Here is a 23671-nt window from a genome sequence, read left to right as displayed (position 1 = left end):
AGTGCTTTTACTGCTACCTATGGAGGATTTATGGATAACCAATTAATTGCTGAGGAGAAACATTCAAGACAGAGATTTGAATCAAACAAATGGTACGAATTTTATGTAGGCTTAGATATTGGTGCTGACTTTCATGTTGCGGCTTGCATTCCTTTTGGGAAGTTTCGTAACGAAAAGGAATGGAAGCGACAAAAAACAATGAAGTTCCATTCAGATAGTAAAGGGATTATTGATTTTCTTAGTGAACTAAGAAAAATCCGGGAAACGTTTGGATTAACTCCTTCGGACTTTTTTATTTTACTTGAGCCTACAGGCGGTCATTATTCTTACTTGGTTATGAAGGTCCTTCTAGATGAAGGTTATCACTTGTTTCAAGTTGAGAATAAATCCGTTAAGGATTTCCGTGAACGCCAACTGGGCCTTAATGAAAAATCAGACGAAATCGATGCTAGAATTATGGCCTATATGGGTTGGCATAAAACGCTACATCCAGATATGAAAGGTGTACGGCTCGTAAAACCTGCTACCCCTACTCAGATTCTTTTTCGAACTCTTACAAGGGATAGATGGCTCCTTTCAACACAGCTGACGAGGCGAAAAAATCAGGTACAGCAACTCTTTTCTGTTACAAATCCGGAACTGAAAAGAGCTTTTAAGAGGCCCGGCTCTACAACTGTAATGAAATTTGTACTACAATACCCAACTGCCAAGGAAATGTCTCAGGTTACCCAAGAGGAGCTAAGGAAAGCTCTAATTGCAGTGGGAGCCAAGACAATAGCTACAAAGGCCTCAGTGACGCTCTCTGAGTATTTACCACATACGTTAGCAGTTGAAGTTCCACATTTAATTGAGAGACAAACATGGCTTATTCAAGAAGCATTACGCATTGAGGAAGCCATTGATAGTATAGATCGTCAGATCTCAGTCTTATTACACGGTGATGAAAGCAAAGGTATCGAACCTCACCCTTACACAACAATTTTAAAATCATTCCCAATTATGAGTGATGTAATGGCATGTACCCTAATTGGTGCAATAGGTGATGTAGACAGATTTTCGAACTACTTGGAATTCAAAAAGTACCTTGGAGTAGCTGCTGAAAACAAAACGTCAGGAACTTCTGTTGCTAAAACAAGGCAGACGTATGAAGGAGTACGAGATACCAGACGCATACTGTTCTTAATGGTCTTAGTTTTAATTTCGCCGAATACTAAGCCAAATTTATTTAAACAGTATTACGATCGACTTGTAAATGGTAGAGGAATGAGCAAGCGTAAAGCAATTGGACATGTATGTGGGAAGATAGCTCAAGTTATGTATTCTTGTTTAAAAAACAACTCCTCGTACGATCCATTTGTTCATGCTAAACAGTTAGGGGTTTCCTGGGAGCATAACATGGTTAACGTAATTAAATTGCCCGATAATGTTGATGAATTTGAAAACAATGCAGCTGAAATGGCTGAGAAAATAGAAATTTAAAGCCAAACGTTATTTTGATATTCAGTATTAAAAAAGAGAAATGTAAACATTTAAACTGTAATTAGGGGTGGTCAAATGGAGTCAATATTGACAGAGGAATTGATATTGGAAGACTTAATTAGAGCTTCACATCATTTTTTCGGATTGGAAGTAATTGAATCCAGTCCAATAAAACGTGGTTGGTTAAACCTGAAATGGAGAGTCACGACTAAATCAGGGCAATTCTTACTTAAACAATACAATAAAGAACGATTTAAGCTGTATAATCCTGAGGATCTAAAGTTTGCATTCTCTCAACAGGTTAAATTAAATAACCAAGGCCTTGAATGTCCTAATCTTTTATCACACGATGAAAGTATACTGCTTGAATCAGATGAAGGAGAACTCTTTATTGTCATGGAATATTGCCAGGGCAAACTAATCTCGCCAGGTAAAGCTAATGCACATCAAGTATACAATCTAGGTCGGGCAACAGGAAAAATGCATCGATTGTTAAACGACGGGACACTTGGTTCTAAAGATACTCCCCAGTTTGTTCCTCCTAGCCGTGAAGAGCGTTTAGCACATTGGAAATCAGTTTTGAAAAAGGCGAAGGAAGCTGGGAAGATCGAATTGCTTGATGATATAGAGACACAACTTAAAGCAACTGAAGAAATAAATATTGAAAACCTCGAAATACTTTCTACTGGGTGGGCACATCGTGACCTTTGGGTCGATAATATTTTATTTGATAATAATCGATTAACTGCAATACTAGATTTTGATCGACTGAAATATGATTATCCTCAACTTGATGTTGCACGGGCAGTTATGTCATGTGCCTTAGATGATTATTTTGACGTTTCCCTGGCTTCAGCGTTTATTGAGGGATACAGTGAGGAACGCACCGTGATGGATGGTTACTTAACAAATTCATTGCAGTTGTTGTGGTATATGGAAAGCCCATGGTGGATTAATTCTAACATGGACCAGCATAGTGTACCTCCGGCTCGTTTTGCAAAGGAAATGATTTGGCTAGCTAACAATCATAAAAATATGTCCACACTTTTAGGGAATATCTAGCTAAAGAAAGTGATCATGAAAAACGAACCCACTTTTTGCCGTTTTTAGCAGATTAGCCGGGTAAATGGTTCAATAAACACAACAGTTAGCATTAATAATCTGTTGTGTTTATTTATTATCAAATACCCTACAAGTCTTTAATTAGTCAATAATGACCGCATATTATTAAGTTTTTGGATTTATTCAACGTGGAAATTAGTTGTCCGTAACCCCTAAAGCACTACACTACATAATAGACTAGAAAATAAAGTCTTAGACTGAAAAATAATGTAATAAACTGATTAAGACTGATTAGCTAACTATACTGATCAAGGTAGTCATCTGGGGGGCTGCTCTGGTTGTCATTCCGGATCGATGCGCCGCCGGCGCGCGGAGCTCGACGGGACCCTCTGCAACCATGATCTTGGAGATCTCCGCCAAGTGAGTGCAAAAAAGCCCAGTGAAACTTGGCGCACGCGGTATATAAGAACATTTCTTATAGAAATGTTTAACTTGCTCACCACCCTATGTACCCAGTGTCATACAATACACCAGAAATTGCATAATGTTTTGACAGACAGAGATGGGGGGTTGCCACTCACTGGCTGGCTGCGTTACTGTATACAAAAAGCCGATTGCATAAGCAATCGGCTGAGAGAAACTTTGCGCGTGTCGTGAAGACTAAAAACTCATAGGTGGTGGATTGTACCATGACACAAGTGATTGTAGTTCTGATTATATTTACTTTTGTTGCCCTGATTGCCCGAATTGTTTTCCGATCAATCAAGGAGAAAAGACTTCCAAAGCCGCCTAACTATACCCCTTACGATGATGTAATGTCTGGAAAAGTACGCTCAGATGAAACCCGTGAAACAAATAAGGAAAACTAGACGGGTTTCCACTTTCATTTATTCAATCGATTTTAGATCGATTGAAGATGACTTTGTTAATGTTTTTACAAATTCTTCCCAAGTTTCGTTTCTCTTAGCCTGATCCTCAATACCTTCTAAAACCTCACTACGGAGCTTACTGATCGTGTTTTGCTTCATGTATCCTTTAACGACATAGTCAGTCCAATACTCCTCTTCAGAGATTCCCAGACCTTGAATCAGACCATCAATTGCCTTTTGGATTTCTTCGGCATTTGAGCTTTTGTCTAATTCCTCTCGTTGCTTTTTAGCAAATTCCCTAGCTTCATCCTCTGAGACAGTCAAATTTCGTTTCTCTGCTTCCTGTAATAAAATGGTATCCTCTACAACCTGCTTAATGGCTTCTTTTCTGGCAGCTTGACTATCTTTGTTCTCGATGTGCTCATAAAACATCTGTAAAGCATGAACCTCTTTAGCGTTAATGACTTCATCATTTGCTAAACCGGGTGACTTTTGAACTTCTTTATCATAGGCCGAGTTGCTTTGCCCAAATTTGTAAAAGGAATTGTCTTCACTGGCGAAGCCTACTATTGCACTAGACAAAATTGCAATGGTCATTAACCCCAAGCCGACTAACTTCTTCATAGTCTAAGCCTCCTTTGTATTAATCCAGTCTTTCCTTGGCCTTTAGAGTCAGTGAATTTGGGTAGCAATTTTTCAGCAAGAACGTGGCTGTATGTTCAACCTTTTTATTATCATATGACAGATTCAAATACTTGGTTGAATCATTTCTAAGAGCTTTATACGTAACTCCGCTAGGAATCATGATATCATCATCATCGCGATCCCAATCGCGATTGGATACTTCTCCACGTTCCTTACCGTCACCATAGTACACGGTCGTGTTGAAGGTCTTAAATTCTCCAAAAGGGAGATCCTCGCCATCTTCCATGTGCATATAGATCTTTCGGTTATCGAATCTCAATTTTGATCCAGTGTCCTCGTAATCTTCTGAATATCGAATATAAGTCTCCGTATGGTATGGGTACTGGCCAGAGTATAAAACAGACTGACGGTTTGTATCTGTGTCCTTTAGTGTGTCTGCCAAAACAACTGTCGCTCCAGACATTCCAATTAATGAGCAGATACTCAATCCCAAGATTGATTTCTTTAGCATTAAAAGAATCCTCCTATCTTTTTCATAGTTTTACAAAATCCAGTCTCCATCACTTCTCGTAAAGGAAGTTGACAAAAGCCTCCATTCTTTTCGAAATTTTAAAACATCAGTAACCATAGCAGTTCTGATTAAACCTAGTTATAACAACATTTCCAAAAAATAACTTATTTCCTTTTTTTCGAAAAATATCTCAATCAAGAAAAAAGATAAATAATCAAGACCACTAAATCAGCATGCTATCATATCCATAAAAGGGAAATAAAGGGATTTTATCGTTTTGTAGTAGAAACAAAATCATTTGGAAGTGAGTTAAAAAAACATAGAGAACGAGCTGATTTAACGTTAGCGGAGTTATCACGAATGACGGATATGTACGTAACGATATTAGCGGACCACAATAAAAAACGGTGAGGCTAGCGTACCTCACCGGACCAACAAGTATAGATAGGCCGCACACTTTAATAACCAGGGTCTGGAACTCTTTGGGGAGAGTTAGACTTTTCCTTGCTAATTCCATAAGGAACATCAACTGCTAAAAGTGAATCATTATTGCTGTTTTTATACGGAACATCAATTGCTAGAAGAGAACCAAGCGTCATTGATAATGCTACAAGCAGGAAAGATGCCTTCTTTTTCATGTAATCACCAGATCTCTCATTTTTTTCTAATAATTACATTATATAGGCTGTCAAGCTCCTGTAACACCTCTAAATTCAACATTTTTCCGTGAACTACATGAGAACGAATAATTAGTGATGTATTTTCGATAATCTCGCTATAAGCACCGATTTCACCGTAATATTGAATACTCTTCTGTAAACACTCTATTCCCGCATCAAACATGCCTTGCTCGATCAAGAATTTCCCTTTTAAGCTGTAGTAAAGTCCTACTTGATCGAACATATATGGTGTTTCGATCTTAGCGGGTAAAATAGCGACCTCTTGATGAAAAATATTTCGTGCCGCGTTAGCATCCTCCATTTTAAGAAAAATGTTCAGTAAGTCGTTTGCAATGGGGATTCGTGCATTTGTTTTTGATCGTTCCAAGCACTTCTCTAATAATGGAATTGCCTTTCTATAGTCTTCGGTTTTGGAATAAATAATGGCCCGTAGATACTCGGCATTTTCTTGTACATATGTATAATTGAATTTTTCATATTCCTTTAGATAGACGCTAGCAAGTATGAAATCTTCTAAAAATAAATAGGAATTGCAAGTTGCCAAAGTTGCTGACGCTTGTAACTCACTCACTTCCTGGTTTTTGGACAATCCCTTTCGACAAAATTCAATACATTCACTGTAAAGTTTCAAACTAAACGCTTGTAATCCCAGCCGGTAGAGAGCAATTACCTGATCATTTTCATGGAGGTAAAGCAAGTAGTGCAATAGCTCTTTTCCTTCGTTGTAGGACTGTTCCCGTCGAGCTAAGTCTTTACGCTTAATCAAATATTTTTGGAAAAGCGCGCGGGCAAGATAAACAGGAGTTCCATGCTCACGAGCGTATTTCAAAATCGCATCGTAAAGCAACACTTGAATTTTTACATCTTTCACTAGACCCGCATATTGGTAAAGGCCGTCTAACGTCTGAAATGTATCCATTCTGGTACACTCTAATATTTTTTCGGATATTTTCTGAATTAATCTATGATGCTTATGAGTGATAGCCTTATCCAGCAAGAAGTTCAGCATTTCAGGGTTTCTTACATAGTTAATACAACCGCCTATTATTTGGTCGAAGGGTATCCCCAGAACCTCAGCTAGTGTAAGGAGATGGCGTGGATTTGGCCTCTGAACGCAGTTATTTTCGATCTTACTGATGGTAGCATGAGAGAGATTAGTCTTCTCCGATAATTCGGTTAAAGTCAAATTTGCACGACCCCTGTATTCCTTTACAAATCACCAATCAACCGGAACACCTTCCTGCTTTTATCCATTTATGGTGAATTATAACTCTATTTTACATTTTTACACTAAATTTTATAAAAAGGAAAAATTTTTTCGAGAAATATCGATATATAAAAATGCGAAAAATGAATTTATTTGGAATGAATCACTACAAAGTAGAGTTTTATAGTGTAGAGAAAGTCCCCACCCTCGTAAAACGCGTTAGGAGCGATTCGAGAAGGTACGCGAAATTTAGGATGGGGGTTTCTCGACAGCCTGAGAGCCTTATAAGGGCCCTTTTTCTCTTTGTTATTTTCCCTGTATCTTACGCCATGATTTCTTCTCTATTAAAGGTGCGTAGGTTTGTCTCACGTAAGATGAGGTGACAATTTTTTCCTAGTCACGTCTTATTGTGTGAGCTTCAACGTCAAGAAAAGATGGAGGATACACGTATGACCTCGACCTCTAAAAGGCGTTATCCTGTACTGGCAAGGAGCGCACTCCTAACAGCCACACTGCTCCTGTCACCAGTCACGGGCACAGTCACGGCAAATCAGACAGGGAACCACCAAGCTGCAGCTCACCTTCAGGAAAATCAGCTTAGCGAAAAGGCAAAACGAACGGAGCAAAAGCTGCAAATGCTCTTCCCAGCTCTCGATGACACATCAAGACATATAACCTTGGAAACGAAAGACCAGCCTGTATACGAGATCCGTTATGAAAAAAATAATGAATTCTTTGCCATAGCCAATATCCATGCAGAAACAGGGAAACTGCTTACGTTTTATTGGGATGACAAGGATCTTGAAAATCCTGATGACAAGCTGGCCTATAAGAGCGCCGATACCTTCATGGAGGGGTGGATCGGTGAAATGCGTAGCCTGTACAAGGTAACGCGGGCTCCTGCAGGGGATGTCATCTATAGCCGCTATGTAAATGGCATCGAGGTAGTTGGCGATGAGTTTCGGTTGTCAGTAAACAGTGCGGGAGAGGTAACCAACGTTTCGGCAGGAGAAAACGCGCTGACAAGCATCGATCCAGCTGATTTCCTCCCCCCAGCCCAAGCGATGAAGAAAGATCAGCTCAGTCGCTTTATCCCACCTCAACTGCAACTCATGTACATCCTTGATGAAAATAAAACCGATCTCGTCTACAACACTGTAGGCTCCCATTATTTGGACGCAGTAACCGGAGCTGAGTTGATCCCTAATCAGCAATACATAACCTGGAGGTGGAAACCAATCTCCCTCACACCTGGTGGAAAGGTAGTAAAGGTGAAGAATGAGCAGGAGGCAACCCGGATTTATGAAAGCGAGTTTGGTATCAGGTTGAAGGGAAGTACCTTCAACGGCGTCAGAGACGAGAAGGAAAGAGTCTATGTTTCCCCTGATGAAAATGAGGTTTTGTTTACGAAGGATGGCGTTGTGATCGGTTTTATAAGCAATTCGAACGCCGAACCCCAAAAAGGGAAGCCAACATTGTCGGAAAAGCAGGCTCTTGAGAAAGCTGTTCAGTTCCTGCAACCATATCTCAAACAAGAAGAAAAGGAGTTCTACTACATGGTGAATCCTGATACGCAGAATCCACATGAGTATGTAGTAGAGTTTGTGCCATCTGTTCAGGGACTTCCGCTGATATACGGACGAAGCATTGGTATTGGTGTGAATGGAGTCACGGGGAAAATCACCGACTACTATCAAAAGCTCGACCAAAAGCCCGCCAAGCTCCCGGATAAGAGGAAGGCTGTCTCGATAGATGCAGCAGCCAAGGCCTTGTTAGAGAAACCCACTGAACTGCTATATATCTACCCATTTCTTAATGGAAAGAGATTGGCCAAACCGGTTCTGGCCTATTCCATTGATGGTAACAATATCAATGCCCTGACAGGTAAGGTCGAAGAGTAGGACTCACGGATGTTGTCATGCAGAAACTGGTATGTTAAAATCGTTCTGACAATTAACGATAGGAGTTGAAGAGGATAATGTAATCATTCTTGCCACTTTTTTAAAGAATAAAGCAGCATTTGTCTTATTCTTTATTGGCAAGATCGTTACCTTATTCTTTTCACTCAGAAAATATATCCTGTTTATACCCTGCAACGGGTTGGATGTGCCGTATTTTTTGAGCTGCAAGAAAGGTAACTTTCTTGTAGCTCTTTTTTTATTCTGACAGAGATAAGCCATTTCTAGGAGGATGAAAGCGATGGAGATTGAGGTTGTAGATGATTATGTGAACCGGTTCTTACTGTGTGAAGCGGTTCACAAAAAAACTAATCGGTTGCCGGAGATTTACCAATTTATCGACAGATGCACGTAGTCATCTGTCTGCAAACGTATGCGCTTTTTCTATATAGATGAATAACGTGTTATAGCGCCAATTGACGGTTGCTTTATATGGTTTCTCCGGCAGTAAGGAGAAGACATGAAACTAACCTCTAAATATGAAACGATTCGGCGAATATTGTCTGAATGCAAGCAGCCCGAGTATCGGTATGCTCAGATTATGGACGCCATTTTCAGGCAAAACATCGGCGAATACGAACGGATGACCATACTACCCAAATTTTTGCGCGACGAGTTGAACCGGGTACTTGGACCGAACGTTTGCAATATCGCTCCGGTAAAGGAACTCACGTCGAAACAGGTTAGCAAGGTGCTGTTTGCGATTCCCGGCGACGAACAGGTCGAGGCCGTACGACTTACTTATGAGCGGGGGTGGAAATCGTATTGTATTTCCACACAGTGCGGTTGCGGATTCAGGTGCAAGTTTTGTGCAACCGGTACCATTGGTCTGAAACGAAATTTGACCGCAGATGAGATTACCGACCAATTGCTGTATTTTCGCTTGAACGGCCACTCTTTGGACAGCATCTCATTTATGGGCATGGGGGAGGCGCTAGCAAACCCGCATATTTTTGATGCGATGGCGATATTGACCGATCCTTCTCTCTTCGGTTTAGGACATCGACGAATTACGATTTCCACGATCGGCCTGTTGCCGGGGATTGACAAGCTGACGCGGGAGTTTCCCCAGGTCAATCTAACCTTCTCGCTGCATTCGCCGTTTGACGATCAGCGAAGCGAGCTGATGCCGATCAACGACCGATTCCCAGTCCGCGACGTACTGATGGCATTGGATCGTCACATCCGGGAAACAGGGAGAAAGGTATATATTGCGTATATTCTTCTTCGTGGAGTAAACGACTCGACGGCGCATGCGGAAGCAGTTGCCGAGTTGCTACGGGGAAGGGGATCTTGGGAACATCTCTACCACGTTAACCTGATTCCATTCAATTCGACCGAAGTTACGCCAGACAGCTATCGGCAATCTGATCCTTCTGGGATTAAAGCATTTGTTCGTGTCCTGAAGTCAAAGGGGATAAGCGTCACGGTCCGAACTCAATTTGGTTCGGACATTAACGCGGCATGCGGCCAGCTATACCGGTCTGAATAATCGATGTAGGAAATTAAAATTTATTACGCGGGACGCAGCGGGTCTGTTATTTATGCGTCCCTATATATGGGAGATAGTGGTATATTAGATTATAATCGAGATGGTAAGTGATAGAGGGGGACATGCCGTGAAGAAACGCCGCGTATTGTTGCTCGGGGCTAGCGGCTACTTGGGAAGTCAAATCTATCAGGAGCTTTTGCGGGATAATGCCATTGATCTGATGGGTACATGCTTTGCTGCACAAGCTGTCCATCAATTGCTTCGGGTCGATGTGACTGACACCCCTTCTTTTTCAGCGATACTGCAAGAGCTTGCACCACATGTTGTTATTTGGGCGTTGATGAGTGCAACAGATGAACGAGAGCTAATAGAAAGAGGCTTGGATGTTCTGTTTTCTCAGTTGCCGGAAAAGAGCAAATTCATCTTCATCTCCACAGACGGTATTTTCGGAAGAGGAACAGGCTCTTATCGGGAACAAGATCATCCCGAGCCATTAGAAGAGAGAAATCAGTTAGCTGCTTATTCGAATGCCAAAATACGAGGGGAAGCACGCATTCGTGAGCGGCATCCCAATCATGTCATCGTGCGAGTGGGCCCGATCTATGGTCGCAATGCGGTTGGGCAATGGGATAAACGCGTAGCTTCGATGTATGCAGAGCTGGAAGCTGGCAGAGAAGTAAGCCGGTCAGGTAATTTGCACAAGACGTTTGTCCATGTGGAAGATGTGGGAAAGGCCATCCACGAATTGCTGCAAAGCTCCTATCTTGGAACTCTTCATCTCGGTCCAGCAAAGAAAGAGAGTTATTATTCTTTTTACAAAAAGATGGCTCTGACATTAGGGCTGAATGCTGATGGTGTAAAAGAAGCCTTGTTAACAGAAGTGGAGGCGCTGGAACGAGGGATTCCGTTGGACACTTCGTTGTGTACGAAAAAGGCGCATGAACTACTACAAACCCGTTTTCGTCAGGCGTGATGGGAAAACGCGCATGAAAACGATAACGACAAAGGAGAGTAGAGAACAATGAAAACAATCGGATTAATTGGCGGCATGAGTTGGGAGTCCTCCTTGGTCTACTATCGTTTGATCAATGAAACCGTCAAGGAGCGGCTGGGCGGTTTGCATTCGGCAAAAAGCATTATGTATTCTGTTGATTTTGCCGAGATCGAAGAAATGCAACGAGAAGGACGATGGGAAGAGGCAGGCGAGCGGATGGGGCTTGCGGCGAAAAGTCTGGAAGCGGCAGGAGCCGACCTGATTGTTCTCTGCACAAATACGATGCACAAGTTGGCGTATGCCATCGAAGAAGCGACTAGCCTGCCTTTTCTTCATATCGCGGATGCGACAGCGCAAGCGATCGCGAGCCACGGACATAAACGAGTGGCACTGCTTGCGACGCGGTTTACGATGGAGCAGGATTTCTATACAGGGCGTCTGCGTGATGTTCATGGATTAGAGGTATTGCTGCCGGATGAACAAGAACGAAAACTCGTCCATGAGATTATTTACAATGAGCTGTGTGTCGGGATCATTCGCGAAGAATCCAAACGTACCTACCAGGCAATTATTGAGCGATTGGTCAAGGAAGGCGCTGAGGCAGTCATCCTCGGTTGCACGGAAATCGGCCTATTGATCACAGCGCAGGATTGCACGGTCCCGGTATTTGATACGACTGCGATTCATGCAGAGGCGGCTGTAGAGGCTGCTTTGCAGTAGTTGATACGCTAAAAACAAAAGATTGAGTTCATCCCATTTGCTATTGGAATGGATGACTCAGTCTTTTGTTTTGTGCAAACGTACATGTTTATAAAACCAATAAAACACAACTAAACGCACATAAAAACAATCAATTTACGTTGCGTTCATATTCGCTTAATATTTCCCCCGTAAGATTGGTGTCGTAGGAACCAAGAAATGAACATTCCGCAAAGAGGAGAGGTTCTCATGAAGAAGTGGCATTATCCTTTACTTGCATCCGTTCTATCAATTGCGTTTTTAGCAGGATGTGGACAAGCACCAGGGTCACAACCAAACACACAAACTTCCACAAAGGAAAGTACAAACGCCTCCGGAGAGATTACCGTTTATACAGCGTTGGAGGATGACCAGATCAAAACGTATTTGGAATCCTTCAAAGCGAAATATCCAGATGTAAAGGTCAATATCGTCCGCGATTCCACAGGGATCATCACAGCAAAGCTGCTGGCGGAAAAAGACAATCCACAAGCAGACGTCGTATGGGGAACGGCAGCAACAAGCCTGCTTGTACTCGAACAGCAAGGCATGCTCGAAGGCTATTCACCGAAAGGAATCGAGAAGGTATCCCCGGAGTTCAAGGATTCCAAGGAACCTGCAAGCTGGGTAGGAATCGATGCGTGGGAGACTGCAATCGCGGTCAATACCAAGGAGCTGGAAAAACGCAATTTGCCCATCCCGCGCTCATACGAAGACCTGATCAAACCGGAGTACAAAGGGCTGATCGTGATGCCGAATCCAGCGTCTTCTGGAACCGGGCTTCTCACCGTCAACGGAATCATGCAATTAAAAGGGGAGAAAGAAGGCTGGGCGTACCTCGACAAGCTGCATGAAAACATGGCGATCTACACGCATTCCGGCTCGAAGCCAGCGAAAATGGCCGCATCTGGCGAATATCCAATCGGCATTTCCTTTGGCTACCGTTCGATTACTGAGAAGAAAAAAGGCGCGCCCGTGGAAGTCGTCTTTCCAACAGAAGGCTCGGGTTGGGATGTAGAGGCGAATGCCTTGATCAAAAAGAGTCAGATCAAGCCAGAATCCAAGCTGTTCTTGGACTGGGCTATCTCGGATGAAGTCATGAAAGCCTACAACCAGAACTTCGCCATCGTCAGTGTCAAGCAAGAAGGCGCGACGCTCCCGGAAGGCTACGCAGTAGATCCGATCAAGCAATTAATCAAGCTCGACCTGAATCAAGCCGCACAAAATCGTGACAACGTCTTGGCGGAGTGGGAAAAACGATACGCGACCAAGAGTGAACCCAAGTAAGCAGTGAGGAGAACAGCATGACACAATCCTATCTATCCATTCAAGGGGTCAGTAAACGCTTTGGTTTGTTTGCCGCATTGGAGCACATTTCCATCGAAATTGACAAGAATGAATTTGTTTGTCTGCTCGGTCCCAGTGGCTGCGGTAAAACGACATTACTGAGAATGCTGGCTGGATTGGAACAGCCGACAACAGGCAAGATGATCTTGGGAGGCAGGGAGATTACTTCTCTGCCTCCTGCAAAAAGAAACATTGCGATGATGTTCCAATCTTACGCCTTGTTTCCCAATTTGACGGCTGCCGAAAACATTGCCTTTGGTCTGCAAGAAAAGAAGCTAGGGAAAAAAGAGATCGCAGCCAAAGTAGAAGAGGCGCTAGACATGGTTGATTTGTCTCATGCCGCCGCCAAATATCCCAGCCAGCTCTCAGGCGGTCAACAGCAGCGAATTGCCTTGGCGCGAGCGATTGCACTATCGCCGGATATCTTGCTTTTAGATGAACCATTATCAGCATTGGACGCAAAGGTAAGACAAAAGCTGCGCCGGGAGATTCGGCGTTTGCATGAGCAGTACGGCATGACTACCGTGATGGTCACCCATGACCAGGATGAGGCATTAACCATGGCTGACAAGATCGTCGTCATGGATCACGGCGAGGTCGTTCAGGTAGGTACACCCGAGGAGATCTATAACAGACCAGCGACTCCGTTTGTTGCTGATTTTATCGGAGCGATCAACTTTTTTGAGTACAGTCGCTTTGAGAATGCGCAATCTGATCCGAATCGCTTACTTGCGATCAGACCGGAGCATGTGCGGCTTTTGCAGCAAGAATCCGAATGCACCATTCCTGCGACTATTTCCGAAATAGAATTTCGCGGTGCTTTTTATCGAATCTTTCTGGAGTGGCAAGAGGAAGGTCAGATAAAAAAAGAGCTTCTGACAATCGATTTAATAGCGGCCGAGGCACAAAGACTTGGAATTGCCCGAGGCAAAAAGATGTGGCTGGAGTTTCCGCTGGAGAATTTGCTGTCATTTGAGCATGCGCCAGCCATAGAGGGACAGGAGTGAGCAGCATGAAGGAAATGACATCGATCTTCGATGGAAAAGCCATACAAAAGTGGCTCATCGGCCTTGTCGTTCTTGGATTGTCAGCGAGTGTTCTGTTGCCACTTGGCCAGCTGTTTTCCAAAGCATTCTATAACAAGAACGGTCAGTTCATCGGCCTGGACAATTTCGTTACGTACTTTTCCACCCCAGCACTGGCAGGGTCGCTGAACAACACTTTGTATATTTCTGCGATGACCACGCTTATTGCAGTCACACTCGCTTTTCTATTCGCATATGCCTTGACGCGCAGCGGGATTCGCGGAAAACGAGTCTTTCGGGCTATCGCGCTGCTACCGCTGTTTGCACCCACGATGATGCACGGAATCGCCCTGACTTACCTTTTTGGGAATCAAGGGCTGGTGACGACAGGAATCTTCGGGTTGCTCCCGTTCCAATGGGACATCGATCTGTACGGCCCTGTTGGGATAATTTTGGCGGAGATCGTCTATGTTTTTCCGCAAGCGTATTTGATTCTCGCTGTTTCCCTTGCTTTTGCCGACTATCAATTGTACGAAGCGGCGGATACGCTCGGGGCGAACCATTTGCGCAAGTTTTTTGTAGTGACGATTCCCAGTGTGAAATACGGTATCGTCAGCGCCTGCTTTGTCTGTTTTACTCTCTCGTTTACTGACTTCGGAGCACCAAAGGTTGTCGGCGGACAGTTTTCTGTACTGGCGACAGACGTCTACAAGCAGGTCATCGGTCAGCAAAATATGACGATGGGAGCAACGGTTGGGCTGCTATTGATCATTCCAGCTCTCGTGGCGTTTGTCGTGGACCGGATTGTTGAGCGGAAGCAACATGCGGCTGTTACAGCCAAGTCCAAACCGTATCGAATCAAGGAAAATCGTTTGCGCGACTTGTTTTACTCCGTTATTTGTGTGAGCGTCAGCGGATTTTTGCTGCTTCTCATGGCTGCAGTGGTACTGGCTTCTTTCATCAAAGTATGGCCGTATAATCTGACTTTTGGCTTGGATCATTACGACTTTTCCAATGTAGCCGGAGAAGGGATCGAGCCACTGTGGAACAGCATTCTCGTCGCCTTGCTGACGGCAGTGATTGGGACGGCGGTCACGTTTATTACGGCCTACACGATTGAAAAGTCCCAAGTGTGGAAGGGGCTTCGCCAAGCTGGATACTTCCTGTCGATTCTCCCGCTGGCATTGCCGGGGATGGTCATTGGGCTAGCGTACATTTTCTTCTTCAATAATCCATCGAATCCATTTCACGGCATGTACGGAACGATCTGGATTCTAATTTTGGCGAACGTCATTCATTTTTTCGCAGTCGGTTTTATTACAGCAACGAGCGCGTTGAAAAAGCTCGATCCTGAGTTCGAGCAGGCGGCAGAGTCCATGGGGATCTCGCAAACAAAGCTATTGTGGCGCGTCACGATTCCCGTCTGTATGCCAGCAATTGTCGAGATGGCGGTTTACTTTTTCATCAACTCGATGGTGACGATCTCGGCGGTTGTTTTTCTGTACGCAGCGGATTTCAAGTTGGCATCTGTCTCCATCGTCAACATGGATGACGCCGGGGATGTGGCTCCGGCAGCAGCGATGTCGGTATTGATCGTCTTCCTCAACATCCTCGCACGTGCTGGTGCAGAATGGATTGCATCCAAACTTCGCAAGCGGACAACAAGGTCCTACCAAGAGAAAGGTCAGGTGGCATAAAGCATGAAAGCAGTAGTATTTGATTGGGCGGGAACGATGGTAGATTACGGGTGTTTCGCTCCTTTGGCGGTCTTTTTACAGGTGTTCAAAAAACGGGGGATCGAGTTGACAGCAGCAGAAGCACGTGAGCCGATGGGGATGCTCAAGCGCGATCATATCCAGGCGCTGTGCAAAATGGAGCGGGTAGCAGCGCTGTGGCAAGAGCGTTACGGTCGACTTCCGAATGAAGCGGATGTGGACGAATTGTACGCTGACTTCGAACCGATGCTGATGGCTACGCTGCACGAGTATGCTACTCCTATACCGGGGGCAATCGAATTGGTAGGACGACTGCGTGAGCAAGGCATCAAAATCGGCTCAACTACAGGGTACACAAGGGAAATGATGAATGTTGTAGCAGCATCGGCTAAACAACAGGGCTACGAGCCGGACGTACTGATCACCCCGAGTGAAGTGCCTGCTGGACGTCCATATCCATGGATGTGCTATCAAAATGCGATCCTGCTGGACGTATATCCAATGAACGAGATGGTCAAGGTCGGTGATACGACGAGCGATATGAAAGAAGGCAGAAACGCCGGAATGTGGACCGTTGGCGTTCTGAAGGGTGGAAGCGAGCTCGGTCTGTCCTTGGAGGAAGTGACGAGCATGCCACAGGAAGAGCTGGATAAAAAACTTGCTATCGCAACAGAACGACTGATGGCGGCGGGCGCGCACTACGTAATCGAGGAGATTGGATGCTTGGATGAGGTGCTGAAAAAGATCGAGATGCGTCATGTAGGAGGAGAGAGACCATGAATCAGACAAGACCAACCGACAACCCGTACTTGTTGCTCACCCCCGGACCATTGACAACTTCCTCAACCGTCCGCGAGGCGATGCTGCGGGACTGGTGCACATGGGATCGTGATTACAATGAACTGGTACAGGCAATCCGCCAAAAGCTCGTCCGCTTGGCAACCTCGCAGGTAGAGGATTATACGAGCGTCTTGATACAAGGAAGCGGGAGCTTTTGTGTGGAAGCGGTGATAAGCAGTGCGATTCCCGCAGACGGCAAGCTGCTCGTCCTGACGAATGGTGCATACGGGGATCGGATCGTGGAAATGGCACAAATTCATGGAATTGCAACGGAGGTCATTGATTTTGGCGAAGTGACACAAGCCGATGCAGAGGTATTGGAGCAGAGACTAGCGGCGGATGCAACGATCACGCATGTGGCTGTCGTACACTCAGAAACGACTACGGGCATGCTCAATCCCATCAAAGAAATCGGTGAGGTCGCCAAGAAATACGGAAAAGTCTATATCGTAGATGCGATGAGTAGCTTCGGAGGCATTCCAATGGATGCAGCAGAGCTCTCGATAGACTTCCTGATCTCAAGCGCGAACAAATGCATCCAAGGCGTGCCTGGCTTTGGCTTTGTCATTGCGAAAACGTCTGCGCTCATTAAATGCAAAGGGTTTGCCCGTACGTTGTCCCTTGATTTGTACAGCCAGTGGAAGACGATGGAGGAGCAAAACGGAAAGTGGCGCTATACTTCTCCGACCCATGTCGTGCGAGCGTTTTATCAAGCACTGATAGAGCTTGAGGCTGAGGGCGGAGTGGAAAAACGGTACGAGCGTTACCAGCGCAATCAGCAGCTACTCGCAGAAGGCATGGATCGCATCGGTTTTCGCATCCTGTTGCCAAAAGAATCGCAATCGCCCTTCATCACGTCCTTTTATTATCCCGAAAGCGAGGCATTTACCTTCGCACAGCTGTATGAGCGGCTAAAGCAGGCAGGCTTTGTTATTTATCCGGGCAAAATCTCGCAAGCGGACACGTTTCGGATTGGCAATATCGGAGAGGTTTACCCAGAGGATATCGAGAGATTAATAACGGCAATGGAAAACAATCGTTTCTGGCTGGAGTAAATAAAGGGAGGCTATTGTGATGAAAGTGTTTTGCTTGGGTGGAGCGGGAAATATTTGTCGGGAAGCTGTGCTCGATCTCGTGATGCATTCGGATTTTGAGCAGATCACGATCGGCGATTTTAACGAACAAGAAGGTCGCAAGGTAGTCGAGTGGCTGAATGATCCACGCGTAGATTTTGTTCCGGTAAACGTACGAGATCATGCGGATACGGTCCAAAAAATGCGCGGTTACGACATCGTAATGGACGGAACCACGATCACACTGAACGGCCTGTCTACTGCTGCAATTGCGGAGGCTGGCTGCCATGGCATCAATTTGAACGGTTTTGGGGAAGAAAACGCATCAGATGCGATCTTCCGCGACCATGGGAAGACCTGCCTTCCAGGCTTTGGCATGACACCTGGATTGACCCAAATGATGGCGATGCATGCAGCGAACCAGCTCGATGAAGTCGACGAAGTCCGCGTCAGCCACGGTTCCTTTCGCCCGATTGCCTTTTCCAAATCGATCACAGAGACGACGACCTATGAGTATGATCCAGACTTGCCAGGGCGCGTCGTCTATGAAAATGGGGATTTTATTCAAGTCCCGCCATTTGCTCGCCCACGCGAAATAAAGCTTCCCGAGCCGTATGGAAAAACCATTCAGTACATCATTCCTCATGCAGAAACGAAGACGCTGGCACAAGCTTTGTCTCCAAAAGGGGTAAAGCTGATCGAAGTACGGGGAACATGGCCGAAGCAAAACATGGAGCTGGTCAAAGCCCTCTACGATTATGGCTTTTTACGGAACGATCCCATCACGGTAGGCGAAACAAAGGTGGGAATCCTTGATTGTATCTCCCAATACCTCTACAATTCTAGGGAGGGAAAAGAGACGGAATTATACGGGTACTCTCTCCATGTCGAGGTAACAGGTACCAAGGACGGTCGGAAAGTAGGACACGTCCTGTACCATACACATCCGGCATCTGACGGCTCTGTAGCTGACTGGGCTGGGCTGCGCGCCTATACCCGCAACGTAGGAATCCCGCTGGCGATTGCTACTGAGCAGATCGCAAAAGGAAACGTAAAAGCTACTGGCGTCATTACACCTGAAGAAGCATTTGATCCGGCAGTGATTTTTCACGAGCTGGCAAAACGTCAGATTTACATCCATGGAGAGAAAATCGAAATGACGTAAAGTACGATATAGGGGGACATTCGGCGTGTCGTTGTTCGGGGAAGAGCGTAAGCAAATCATTTTGCAGTTGATCAATTCCAATGGCAAGGTGCGGACCAATGAACTGGTCGAAAAGCTGCAGGTTTCGTCTGAGTCGATCCGCAGGTATTTGGAAGAGCTGGAAGCGGAGAAAAAGCTGAAGCGCGTTTATGGCGGGGCAGTAAAGCTGACAGTGGAGCGCTCCGAGCCCTCTCATATTACCCGTGAAGTCTTGCGAGCGGAAGAAAAGAAACGGATTGGACGGTTGGCAGCAGACTTGGTGCAAGACAGCGATACCATTGTCATCGATGAAGGGACAACGCCTTTGCAGATGATCAGCTTTCTCGTCACGAAAAAAGATTTGACGATCCTCACTAGCTCGATCACGGCGCTGAATCGATTAATCGAGTACCAAAACAGTGGAATGCTTGCGGCAGATATCTACTTCCTGGGTGGAAAAGTGAGCGCCAAGCATCATCGGGTAAGCGGGACCTATGCAGAGAAGATGATGAAACAATTTTATGTGGACAAGGCGTTTATCGCGGCTGACGGCATCTTGCTCCATAAAGGCTTGACCTGCTATGAGCCGGATCGAACAGAACTTGCCCGTTGTTTCATCGAAAATGCCAATGAAAGCATTGTGCTAGCGGACCACTCCAAGATCGGGGTTAGCACATTGTGCAAGATCGCAGATTTAGGAGAGGTCGACATTGTGATCAGCGATACGCCAGCACCAGCAGAATGGAATAAAGGACTCCAAGCAAAAAATGTAGCATGGATGGTAGCAGAGGAGTAGTAAGCAGGCCAGTGATTCCCCACGACAGGGAAGCTGGCCTGTTTGCTTCAGGAAGAATGGCACAGCAAAAGTGGCAGCACATGCAGCAATCTCTCTCTGGTAAGGGCAGCGCCGCCATTCCATTTTTGCGCTTCTACAAAATAAACATACCCATTTTGAACGGCTGGCAGACTGTGCCACCTATCACTTTGCATCAATGCAGCAGCAGCCTGACGCGATTCGGGGTCTTCGGACAGCAGCATAAAGATCCGATTGCCCGCGTACAGGTGGATGTCCTTCTCTTGAATTTCGATAAAACCGTAGCCAGCTTGCATTACTTCTTGAATTTTATCCACCGGAGTAAAACCGTTTGGATGGTAGAGGGCGGAGGAAAGCCCGGAAGTGCCCATTACGAACAGACGCCCGCCATGCTCATGGATAAAGACGGATGCAGTCTCACCGGGCACAAGCTCGGAGCGTAGCTGATTCCACATAGTGGCAGCGTTCGTGTGGTATTTCCTGAGCCATTCCCGCGCCTCGTTCTTCTTCCCTAGCCAATCTCCGAGTGTATGCAACCGTTCCTCCAGCGAAGCAAATGAATTAAACGTGAGTGTTGGGGCAATCTGGTTCATCTGCTTGTATTTGTCTTCTTCTGCGTTCGCGAAAATAATCAGATCTGGCTTCAATGCCGTCAAATGGTCAAAGTCAACGGGAAACGCAATATCCTGCATGTGTCTTACTCGGTCCGGGTAGATTGTTCGTTCTACCCAGGCAAAATTTCCGCCGACGATATTTTCCACATGGAGCGCGAGCAAATCATTAAATGTCTCCCCAATATAGACGATGCGTTGTGGGAGAAGGGGGATTTCTACCTCATGCCCTGTCCAGTCCTGCACGAGCTCCATGCGTTGAGTCAGCCTGGAATATTGCCTAGGCGTGTAACCGGTCGTCTTTCGAAAGCGACGATTAAAATAATACTCATCCGTGAAGCCGACCTGCGAGGCGATGTCCCGCAGTGAATCGTTCGAGCTTTTCAAGAGCTTTTTCGCATGATGAATACGCAGCGCTGTCAAATATTCCAAAGGCTTTTTACCCGTCAACTGGCGAAAGAGCTGTGTGTACTGCCACGACGGTACATTGGCCAGATCTGCCAACTGCTTGACCGTCATGTTCTCTTGATAATTTTGCTGGATATAACGAATGCTGTTCTCGACCTCTTTGCTCTTGTTGGGGATAAGGCTAGGAGAGAGATTTTGCTCCAGCAAAAATCCGATCAGCTTCTGGAACCGCAATTGCTGCCAAAAGCTGTCCATTTCAGAAGAAGTTGAACGCCCCAAGAGCAAAGCGTCACATAAGCGCAAGAGCTGGGCAGAGGGGTGAGCGGACAGCTCGATACGACCATCAAGCAGTTCGTATGGATAAGATAGGGGCCTATTGTCTGCATCCAACTGGATGACAGTAAACGAGATTTGGTAGCATTCAATCGCGCTGTCGTATAAGGATTCGATAGCAAAAGGAGTAGACGGTGAAAGCAAAAAACACTTTCCTGCCAAAGGTGAAAACGTTTGGTCGTGAATACGGAGGCTGCCGTACCCTTTTGTGAAGAAGAGCAGGGAATGGAAGGGAGTGGCTGAAGGACTAGCTGTCCGCTCTGTTTTACACAACTGAAAATGAAGGGAACCGAGCGGAGGATGAGGTGGTATAGAGTGAAGCATCGGTTTTGCCCTCCTTTTTATGAGAATCATTATCAATTATTTTATCATTCGTATACAAAAGAAAGAAGCCTTTCAATCATTATTGAAAAGCTTCTCCTATTTCATTACTTCGCCAGGATTTCAGGAATCTTTTGCAGGAGCCATTCTCTTGTTGTCGCATCACTGCTAGATTTTTCGATGTCGATAAAGTAGACAGATCCGTTTTTAACAGCCGGAAGGTCTTTCCAGATACGTGATTTTAGCAGATTCTGCGTTGATTTCTCAGCTTCCTCGCTCGGCGTATTCAGTATAAAGATACGATCTCCCGCTATTTCGGGCAAACGTTCCACGGAAATGAGCTCAAACCCTTTTTGTGCATGGAGTATTTCCTGAATGGGCGCGGTGGGCTTGAATCCGTTTGTATCGTAGAGCACTTGGGAAAGCCCTGTTCTAGCCATGACAAACAGCCGATCACCCGGATAATAGGTAAAGACAGAGGCGGTTTCCCCTTTTTTCATAGTGCCAGACTCCTTCAGCTTCTTCCACATCTCCTCCGATTTCCGCTTGTAATCGGCAAGCCATTTCCTAGCTGCCTCCGGTTTCCCAAGAATATCACCGAGCTGGGTCATCCGCTCTTCCAACGGCGCGAATGTATCAAAAATGACGGTAGGAGCGATTTTGGCTAGCTGTTCATATTCTTTTTCTTCCGTATTTGCGTTGATAATCAGGTCGGGCTGTAATTCCAGGACCTTTTCGAGATTAATGGGAAAACCGACATTCTCGACATCATGGAGTTGATCCTCAAAGATTTGGTTGGAATACCCGAATCCCCCAATCGGCTTCACGCCCAGCGCGAGCATATCGCCAAATGTCTCACCGGAATAGATGATTCGTGCAGGGGAGACCGGGATGTTGCCTGCATGCCCGAGATAATCCGTATAGGGACGCGTCTGGCTTTTCTGACTTGCTTCACTGCTCGCGGAGCTCGTTGCTTGCGAAGCAGATGGACTGCATCCGATGAGCAAGCTACCAGCCAGCACGAAGATTCCTAGCGTTCCGCTTATGTTGCGCATGTGTTTCATTTCTATTTTCCTCCAGTATTCGTTTGAATCTGTTTGCTATCACTGATAATCATTATCATATACAGCTTACCAGCTCAATGGACAAACGTCAGATACCCTTCATTGATTTTGTGCAAAGGGAAGGGTTTCACACGGACGGTTGTGGAGTTTGGACAAAAAATAATGGAGAAAATGCATTGTCAGATAGAGTGGAAACAAATATGATCAGGATGCAAAAGGTGAGAATGAGTATCAATTGGATAATCATCAACAGATGCGAGAGAGGGTAGAAAGATGGTCAGAACGGTTCGGAATGCAGGATTGGCATGGATGGCATTATTATTGATCATGATGCTCGTGTTAACTGCGTGTGCAGAAAAAGCAGAGGAGCCAACATCCACTGAGCAGAAAGCAACGACTGAGAACACCGCTGTGAAAACCAAAGTGGTGAAGGACGCCTATGGCGATGTAGAAATTCCGATAAAGCCAGAGCGGGTAGCGGCGATTTATCAGGAGGACTTTTTGACAGCATTGGGTGTGACTCCGGTTGTCCAGTGGTATCACCCGGCGTGGGGCAAACAGGATTACCTCGGGCTGGACGTGCCGCTTTTTGATATTACAGGAAGTATGGAAGCGCTGCTTGCAGCCAATCCGGATATCATCATTGTGGATGGCTACGCTGATCCCAAGAAATACGAGGAATTCAGCAAGGTAGCCCCTACGTACAAGCTGCCGGATGAACTCCGTAACGACACGATTGGAAGACTCAAGAAAATCGCCGAAGTGTTAGGCGTTCCAGAAAAAGCAGACGAAGCGATCCAAAAGTACAATGAGAAAATAGCGGATACCAAAGCGAAGCTGGAAAAGGCGATTGGCAATGAAACGGTGGCCGTCATTCGTTTGAACGTGGGGAATAAGCCGAATTTGGCCCTCTTCGGAGATGGCAATGTTTACACAGGCATGCTCTACAAGGAGTTGGGACTTACGCCGTATTCCGCTGCCAAAAATCAGGAAACACACGTGGTATTATCAGAAGAAGCCATCCCGGCAATCGATGCAGACCATATCATTGTGTTCCCGTCGAATGGCACGTGGACTTCCGAAGAAAACAAGGATGCACTCAAGATTTTGGAGAGCCCCATCTGGAAATCCGTTCCTGCAGTAAAAAAAGGTCATGTCTACCCAATGGAGCGAACGCATTGGCAATCTGGTGCCATTCTGGCCAATATGAAGAAGGCAGACGATTTGGTCAAAGCGATTGTAAAGTAATCGAGTTTAGTAGAGAAAGCGCGTCATATCAGTTGATGCGCTTTCTTTTTCATT

The 23671-nt window shown here is 45.6% G+C and carries 21 protein-coding genes and 1 pseudogene; 15 read left to right on the top strand and 7 right to left on the bottom strand.

The annotated features are described in order from the left end of the window. Window positions 1-30: 30 nt before the first annotated feature. The 3 genes from FO446_RS22030 to FO446_RS22020 all read left to right on the top strand — a co-directional run bounded on the left by FO446_RS22030 (window position 31) and on the right by FO446_RS22020 (window position 3410). Entirely contained in the window at window positions 31-1479 is a 1449-nt protein-coding gene (locus tag FO446_RS22030) for an IS110 family transposase (protein WP_237899061.1), read from the top strand. A 75-nt stretch (window positions 1480-1554) separates the two neighbouring features. Beyond that, complete coding sequence (locus FO446_RS22025; RefSeq protein WP_237899057.1) at window positions 1555-2541, top strand: phosphotransferase; 987 nt, start codon at window positions 1555-1557, stop codon at window positions 2539-2541. Window positions 2542-3230: 689 nt separating this feature from the next. After that, window positions 3231-3410 carry a DUF3951 domain-containing protein gene (locus FO446_RS22020; protein WP_173611998.1) on the top strand — a complete coding sequence of 60 codons (180 nt, stop codon included), beginning with the start codon at window positions 3231-3233 and terminating at the stop codon, window positions 3408-3410. A gap of 18 nt (window positions 3411-3428) precedes the next feature. On the opposite strand, the gene FO446_RS22015 is transcribed toward FO446_RS22020, so the two are convergent. The 5 genes and pseudogenes from FO446_RS22015 to FO446_RS28955 all read right to left on the bottom strand — a co-directional run. Next, window positions 3429-4034, bottom strand: coding sequence for a SurA N-terminal domain-containing protein (locus tag FO446_RS22015; RefSeq protein ID WP_173611997.1), 606 nt, complete (start codon window positions 4032-4034; stop codon window positions 3429-3431). Window positions 4035-4053: 19 nt separating this feature from the next. Then, entirely contained in the window at window positions 4054-4566 is a 513-nt protein-coding gene (locus tag FO446_RS22010; protein ID WP_173611996.1) for a hypothetical protein, read from the bottom strand. A gap of 458 nt (window positions 4567-5024) precedes the next feature. Then, window positions 5025-5204, bottom strand: coding sequence for a hypothetical protein (locus tag FO446_RS22005; RefSeq protein WP_221869200.1), 180 nt, complete (start codon window positions 5202-5204; stop codon window positions 5025-5027). A 16-nt stretch (window positions 5205-5220) separates the two neighbouring features. Beyond that, window positions 5221-6165: a tetratricopeptide repeat protein gene (locus tag FO446_RS22000; RefSeq protein WP_269137341.1), complete on the bottom strand. Its 945-nt coding sequence runs from the start codon at window positions 6163-6165 to the stop codon at window positions 5221-5223. A gap of 135 nt (window positions 6166-6300) precedes the next feature. Further along, a pseudogene (locus FO446_RS28955) lies at window positions 6301-6447 on the bottom strand (helix-turn-helix domain-containing protein); the annotation flags it as partial. Window positions 6448-6902: 455 nt separating this feature from the next. Here FO446_RS28955 and FO446_RS21995 point away from each other — a divergent pair. The 11 genes from FO446_RS21995 (at window position 6903) to FO446_RS21945 (ending at window position 19614) form a co-directional block, all read left to right on the top strand. Next, a complete protein-coding gene (locus FO446_RS21995) occupies window positions 6903-8354 on the top strand; it encodes a YcdB/YcdC domain-containing protein (RefSeq protein ID WP_237899052.1) in 1452 nt (483 codons plus the stop codon). 517 nt (window positions 8355-8871) lie between these two features. Further along, on the top strand, window positions 8872-9903 hold the full coding sequence (locus FO446_RS21990) for a Cfr family 23S rRNA (adenine(2503)-C(8))-methyltransferase (RefSeq protein WP_173611993.1): 1032 nt from the start codon (window positions 8872-8874) through the stop codon (window positions 9901-9903). Window positions 9904-10030: 127 nt separating this feature from the next. Continuing rightward, a complete protein-coding gene (locus tag FO446_RS21985; RefSeq protein WP_237899051.1) occupies window positions 10031-10876 on the top strand; it encodes a sugar nucleotide-binding protein in 846 nt (281 codons plus the stop codon). A gap of 48 nt (window positions 10877-10924) precedes the next feature. Continuing rightward, the gene (locus FO446_RS21980; protein WP_237899049.1) at window positions 10925-11617 is read left to right on the top strand and encodes an aspartate/glutamate racemase family protein; all 693 of its coding nucleotides are present in this window, start codon (window positions 10925-10927) and stop codon (window positions 11615-11617) included. 228 nt (window positions 11618-11845) lie between these two features. Next, window positions 11846-12922, top strand: a complete 1077-nt coding sequence (locus tag FO446_RS21975) for a putative 2-aminoethylphosphonate ABC transporter substrate-binding protein (RefSeq protein WP_173611991.1) — start codon at window positions 11846-11848, stop codon at window positions 12920-12922. 17 nt (window positions 12923-12939) lie between these two features. Further along, window positions 12940-13989, top strand: coding sequence for a putative 2-aminoethylphosphonate ABC transporter ATP-binding protein (locus tag FO446_RS21970; RefSeq protein WP_237899048.1), 1050 nt, complete (start codon window positions 12940-12942; stop codon window positions 13987-13989). Window positions 13990-13994: 5 nt separating this feature from the next. Continuing rightward, window positions 13995-15704: a putative 2-aminoethylphosphonate ABC transporter permease subunit gene (locus FO446_RS21965; protein WP_173611989.1), complete on the top strand. Its 1710-nt coding sequence runs from the start codon at window positions 13995-13997 to the stop codon at window positions 15702-15704. Between the two features lie 3 nt (window positions 15705-15707). Then, entirely contained in the window at window positions 15708-16502 is a 795-nt protein-coding gene (phnX, locus tag FO446_RS21960; RefSeq protein WP_173611988.1) for a phosphonoacetaldehyde hydrolase, read from the top strand. Further along, a complete protein-coding gene (gene phnW / locus FO446_RS21955; protein WP_232774342.1) occupies window positions 16499-17617 on the top strand; it encodes a 2-aminoethylphosphonate--pyruvate transaminase in 1119 nt (372 codons plus the stop codon). Before phnX ends, phnW begins: the two co-directional genes overlap by 4 nt. Before the next feature lie 19 nt (window positions 17618-17636). Then, the gene (locus FO446_RS21950; protein ID WP_173611986.1) at window positions 17637-18800 is read left to right on the top strand and encodes a saccharopine dehydrogenase family protein; all 1164 of its coding nucleotides are present in this window, start codon (window positions 17637-17639) and stop codon (window positions 18798-18800) included. 25 nt (window positions 18801-18825) lie between these two features. Then, the gene (locus FO446_RS21945; RefSeq protein ID WP_221869190.1) at window positions 18826-19614 is read left to right on the top strand and encodes a DeoR/GlpR family DNA-binding transcription regulator; all 789 of its coding nucleotides are present in this window, start codon (window positions 18826-18828) and stop codon (window positions 19612-19614) included. Between the two features lie 47 nt (window positions 19615-19661). Here the strand turns inward: FO446_RS21945 and FO446_RS21940 are convergent, their stop codons facing one another. Continuing rightward, on the bottom strand, window positions 19662-21308 hold the full coding sequence (locus FO446_RS21940) for a helix-turn-helix domain-containing protein (RefSeq protein WP_237899046.1): 1647 nt from the start codon (window positions 21306-21308) through the stop codon (window positions 19662-19664). Window positions 21309-21412: 104 nt separating this feature from the next. After that, a complete protein-coding gene (locus tag FO446_RS21935) occupies window positions 21413-22369 on the bottom strand; it encodes an ABC transporter substrate-binding protein (protein WP_237899043.1) in 957 nt (318 codons plus the stop codon). 273 nt (window positions 22370-22642) lie between these two features. On the opposite strand from FO446_RS21935, the gene FO446_RS21930 reads away from it, so the two are divergent. After that, window positions 22643-23617 carry an ABC transporter substrate-binding protein gene (locus FO446_RS21930; RefSeq protein ID WP_173611982.1) on the top strand — a complete coding sequence of 325 codons (975 nt, stop codon included), beginning with the start codon at window positions 22643-22645 and terminating at the stop codon, window positions 23615-23617. Window positions 23618-23671: the final 54 nt, after the last annotated feature.

The sequence above is a fragment of the Brevibacillus brevis genome (genome assembly GCF_022026395.1).
Classification (GTDB): domain Bacteria; phylum Bacillota; class Bacilli; order Brevibacillales; family Brevibacillaceae; genus Brevibacillus.
The sequence above is the reverse complement of the archived record's forward strand: the minus strand, read 5'-3'. Positions and strand labels throughout refer to the sequence as shown.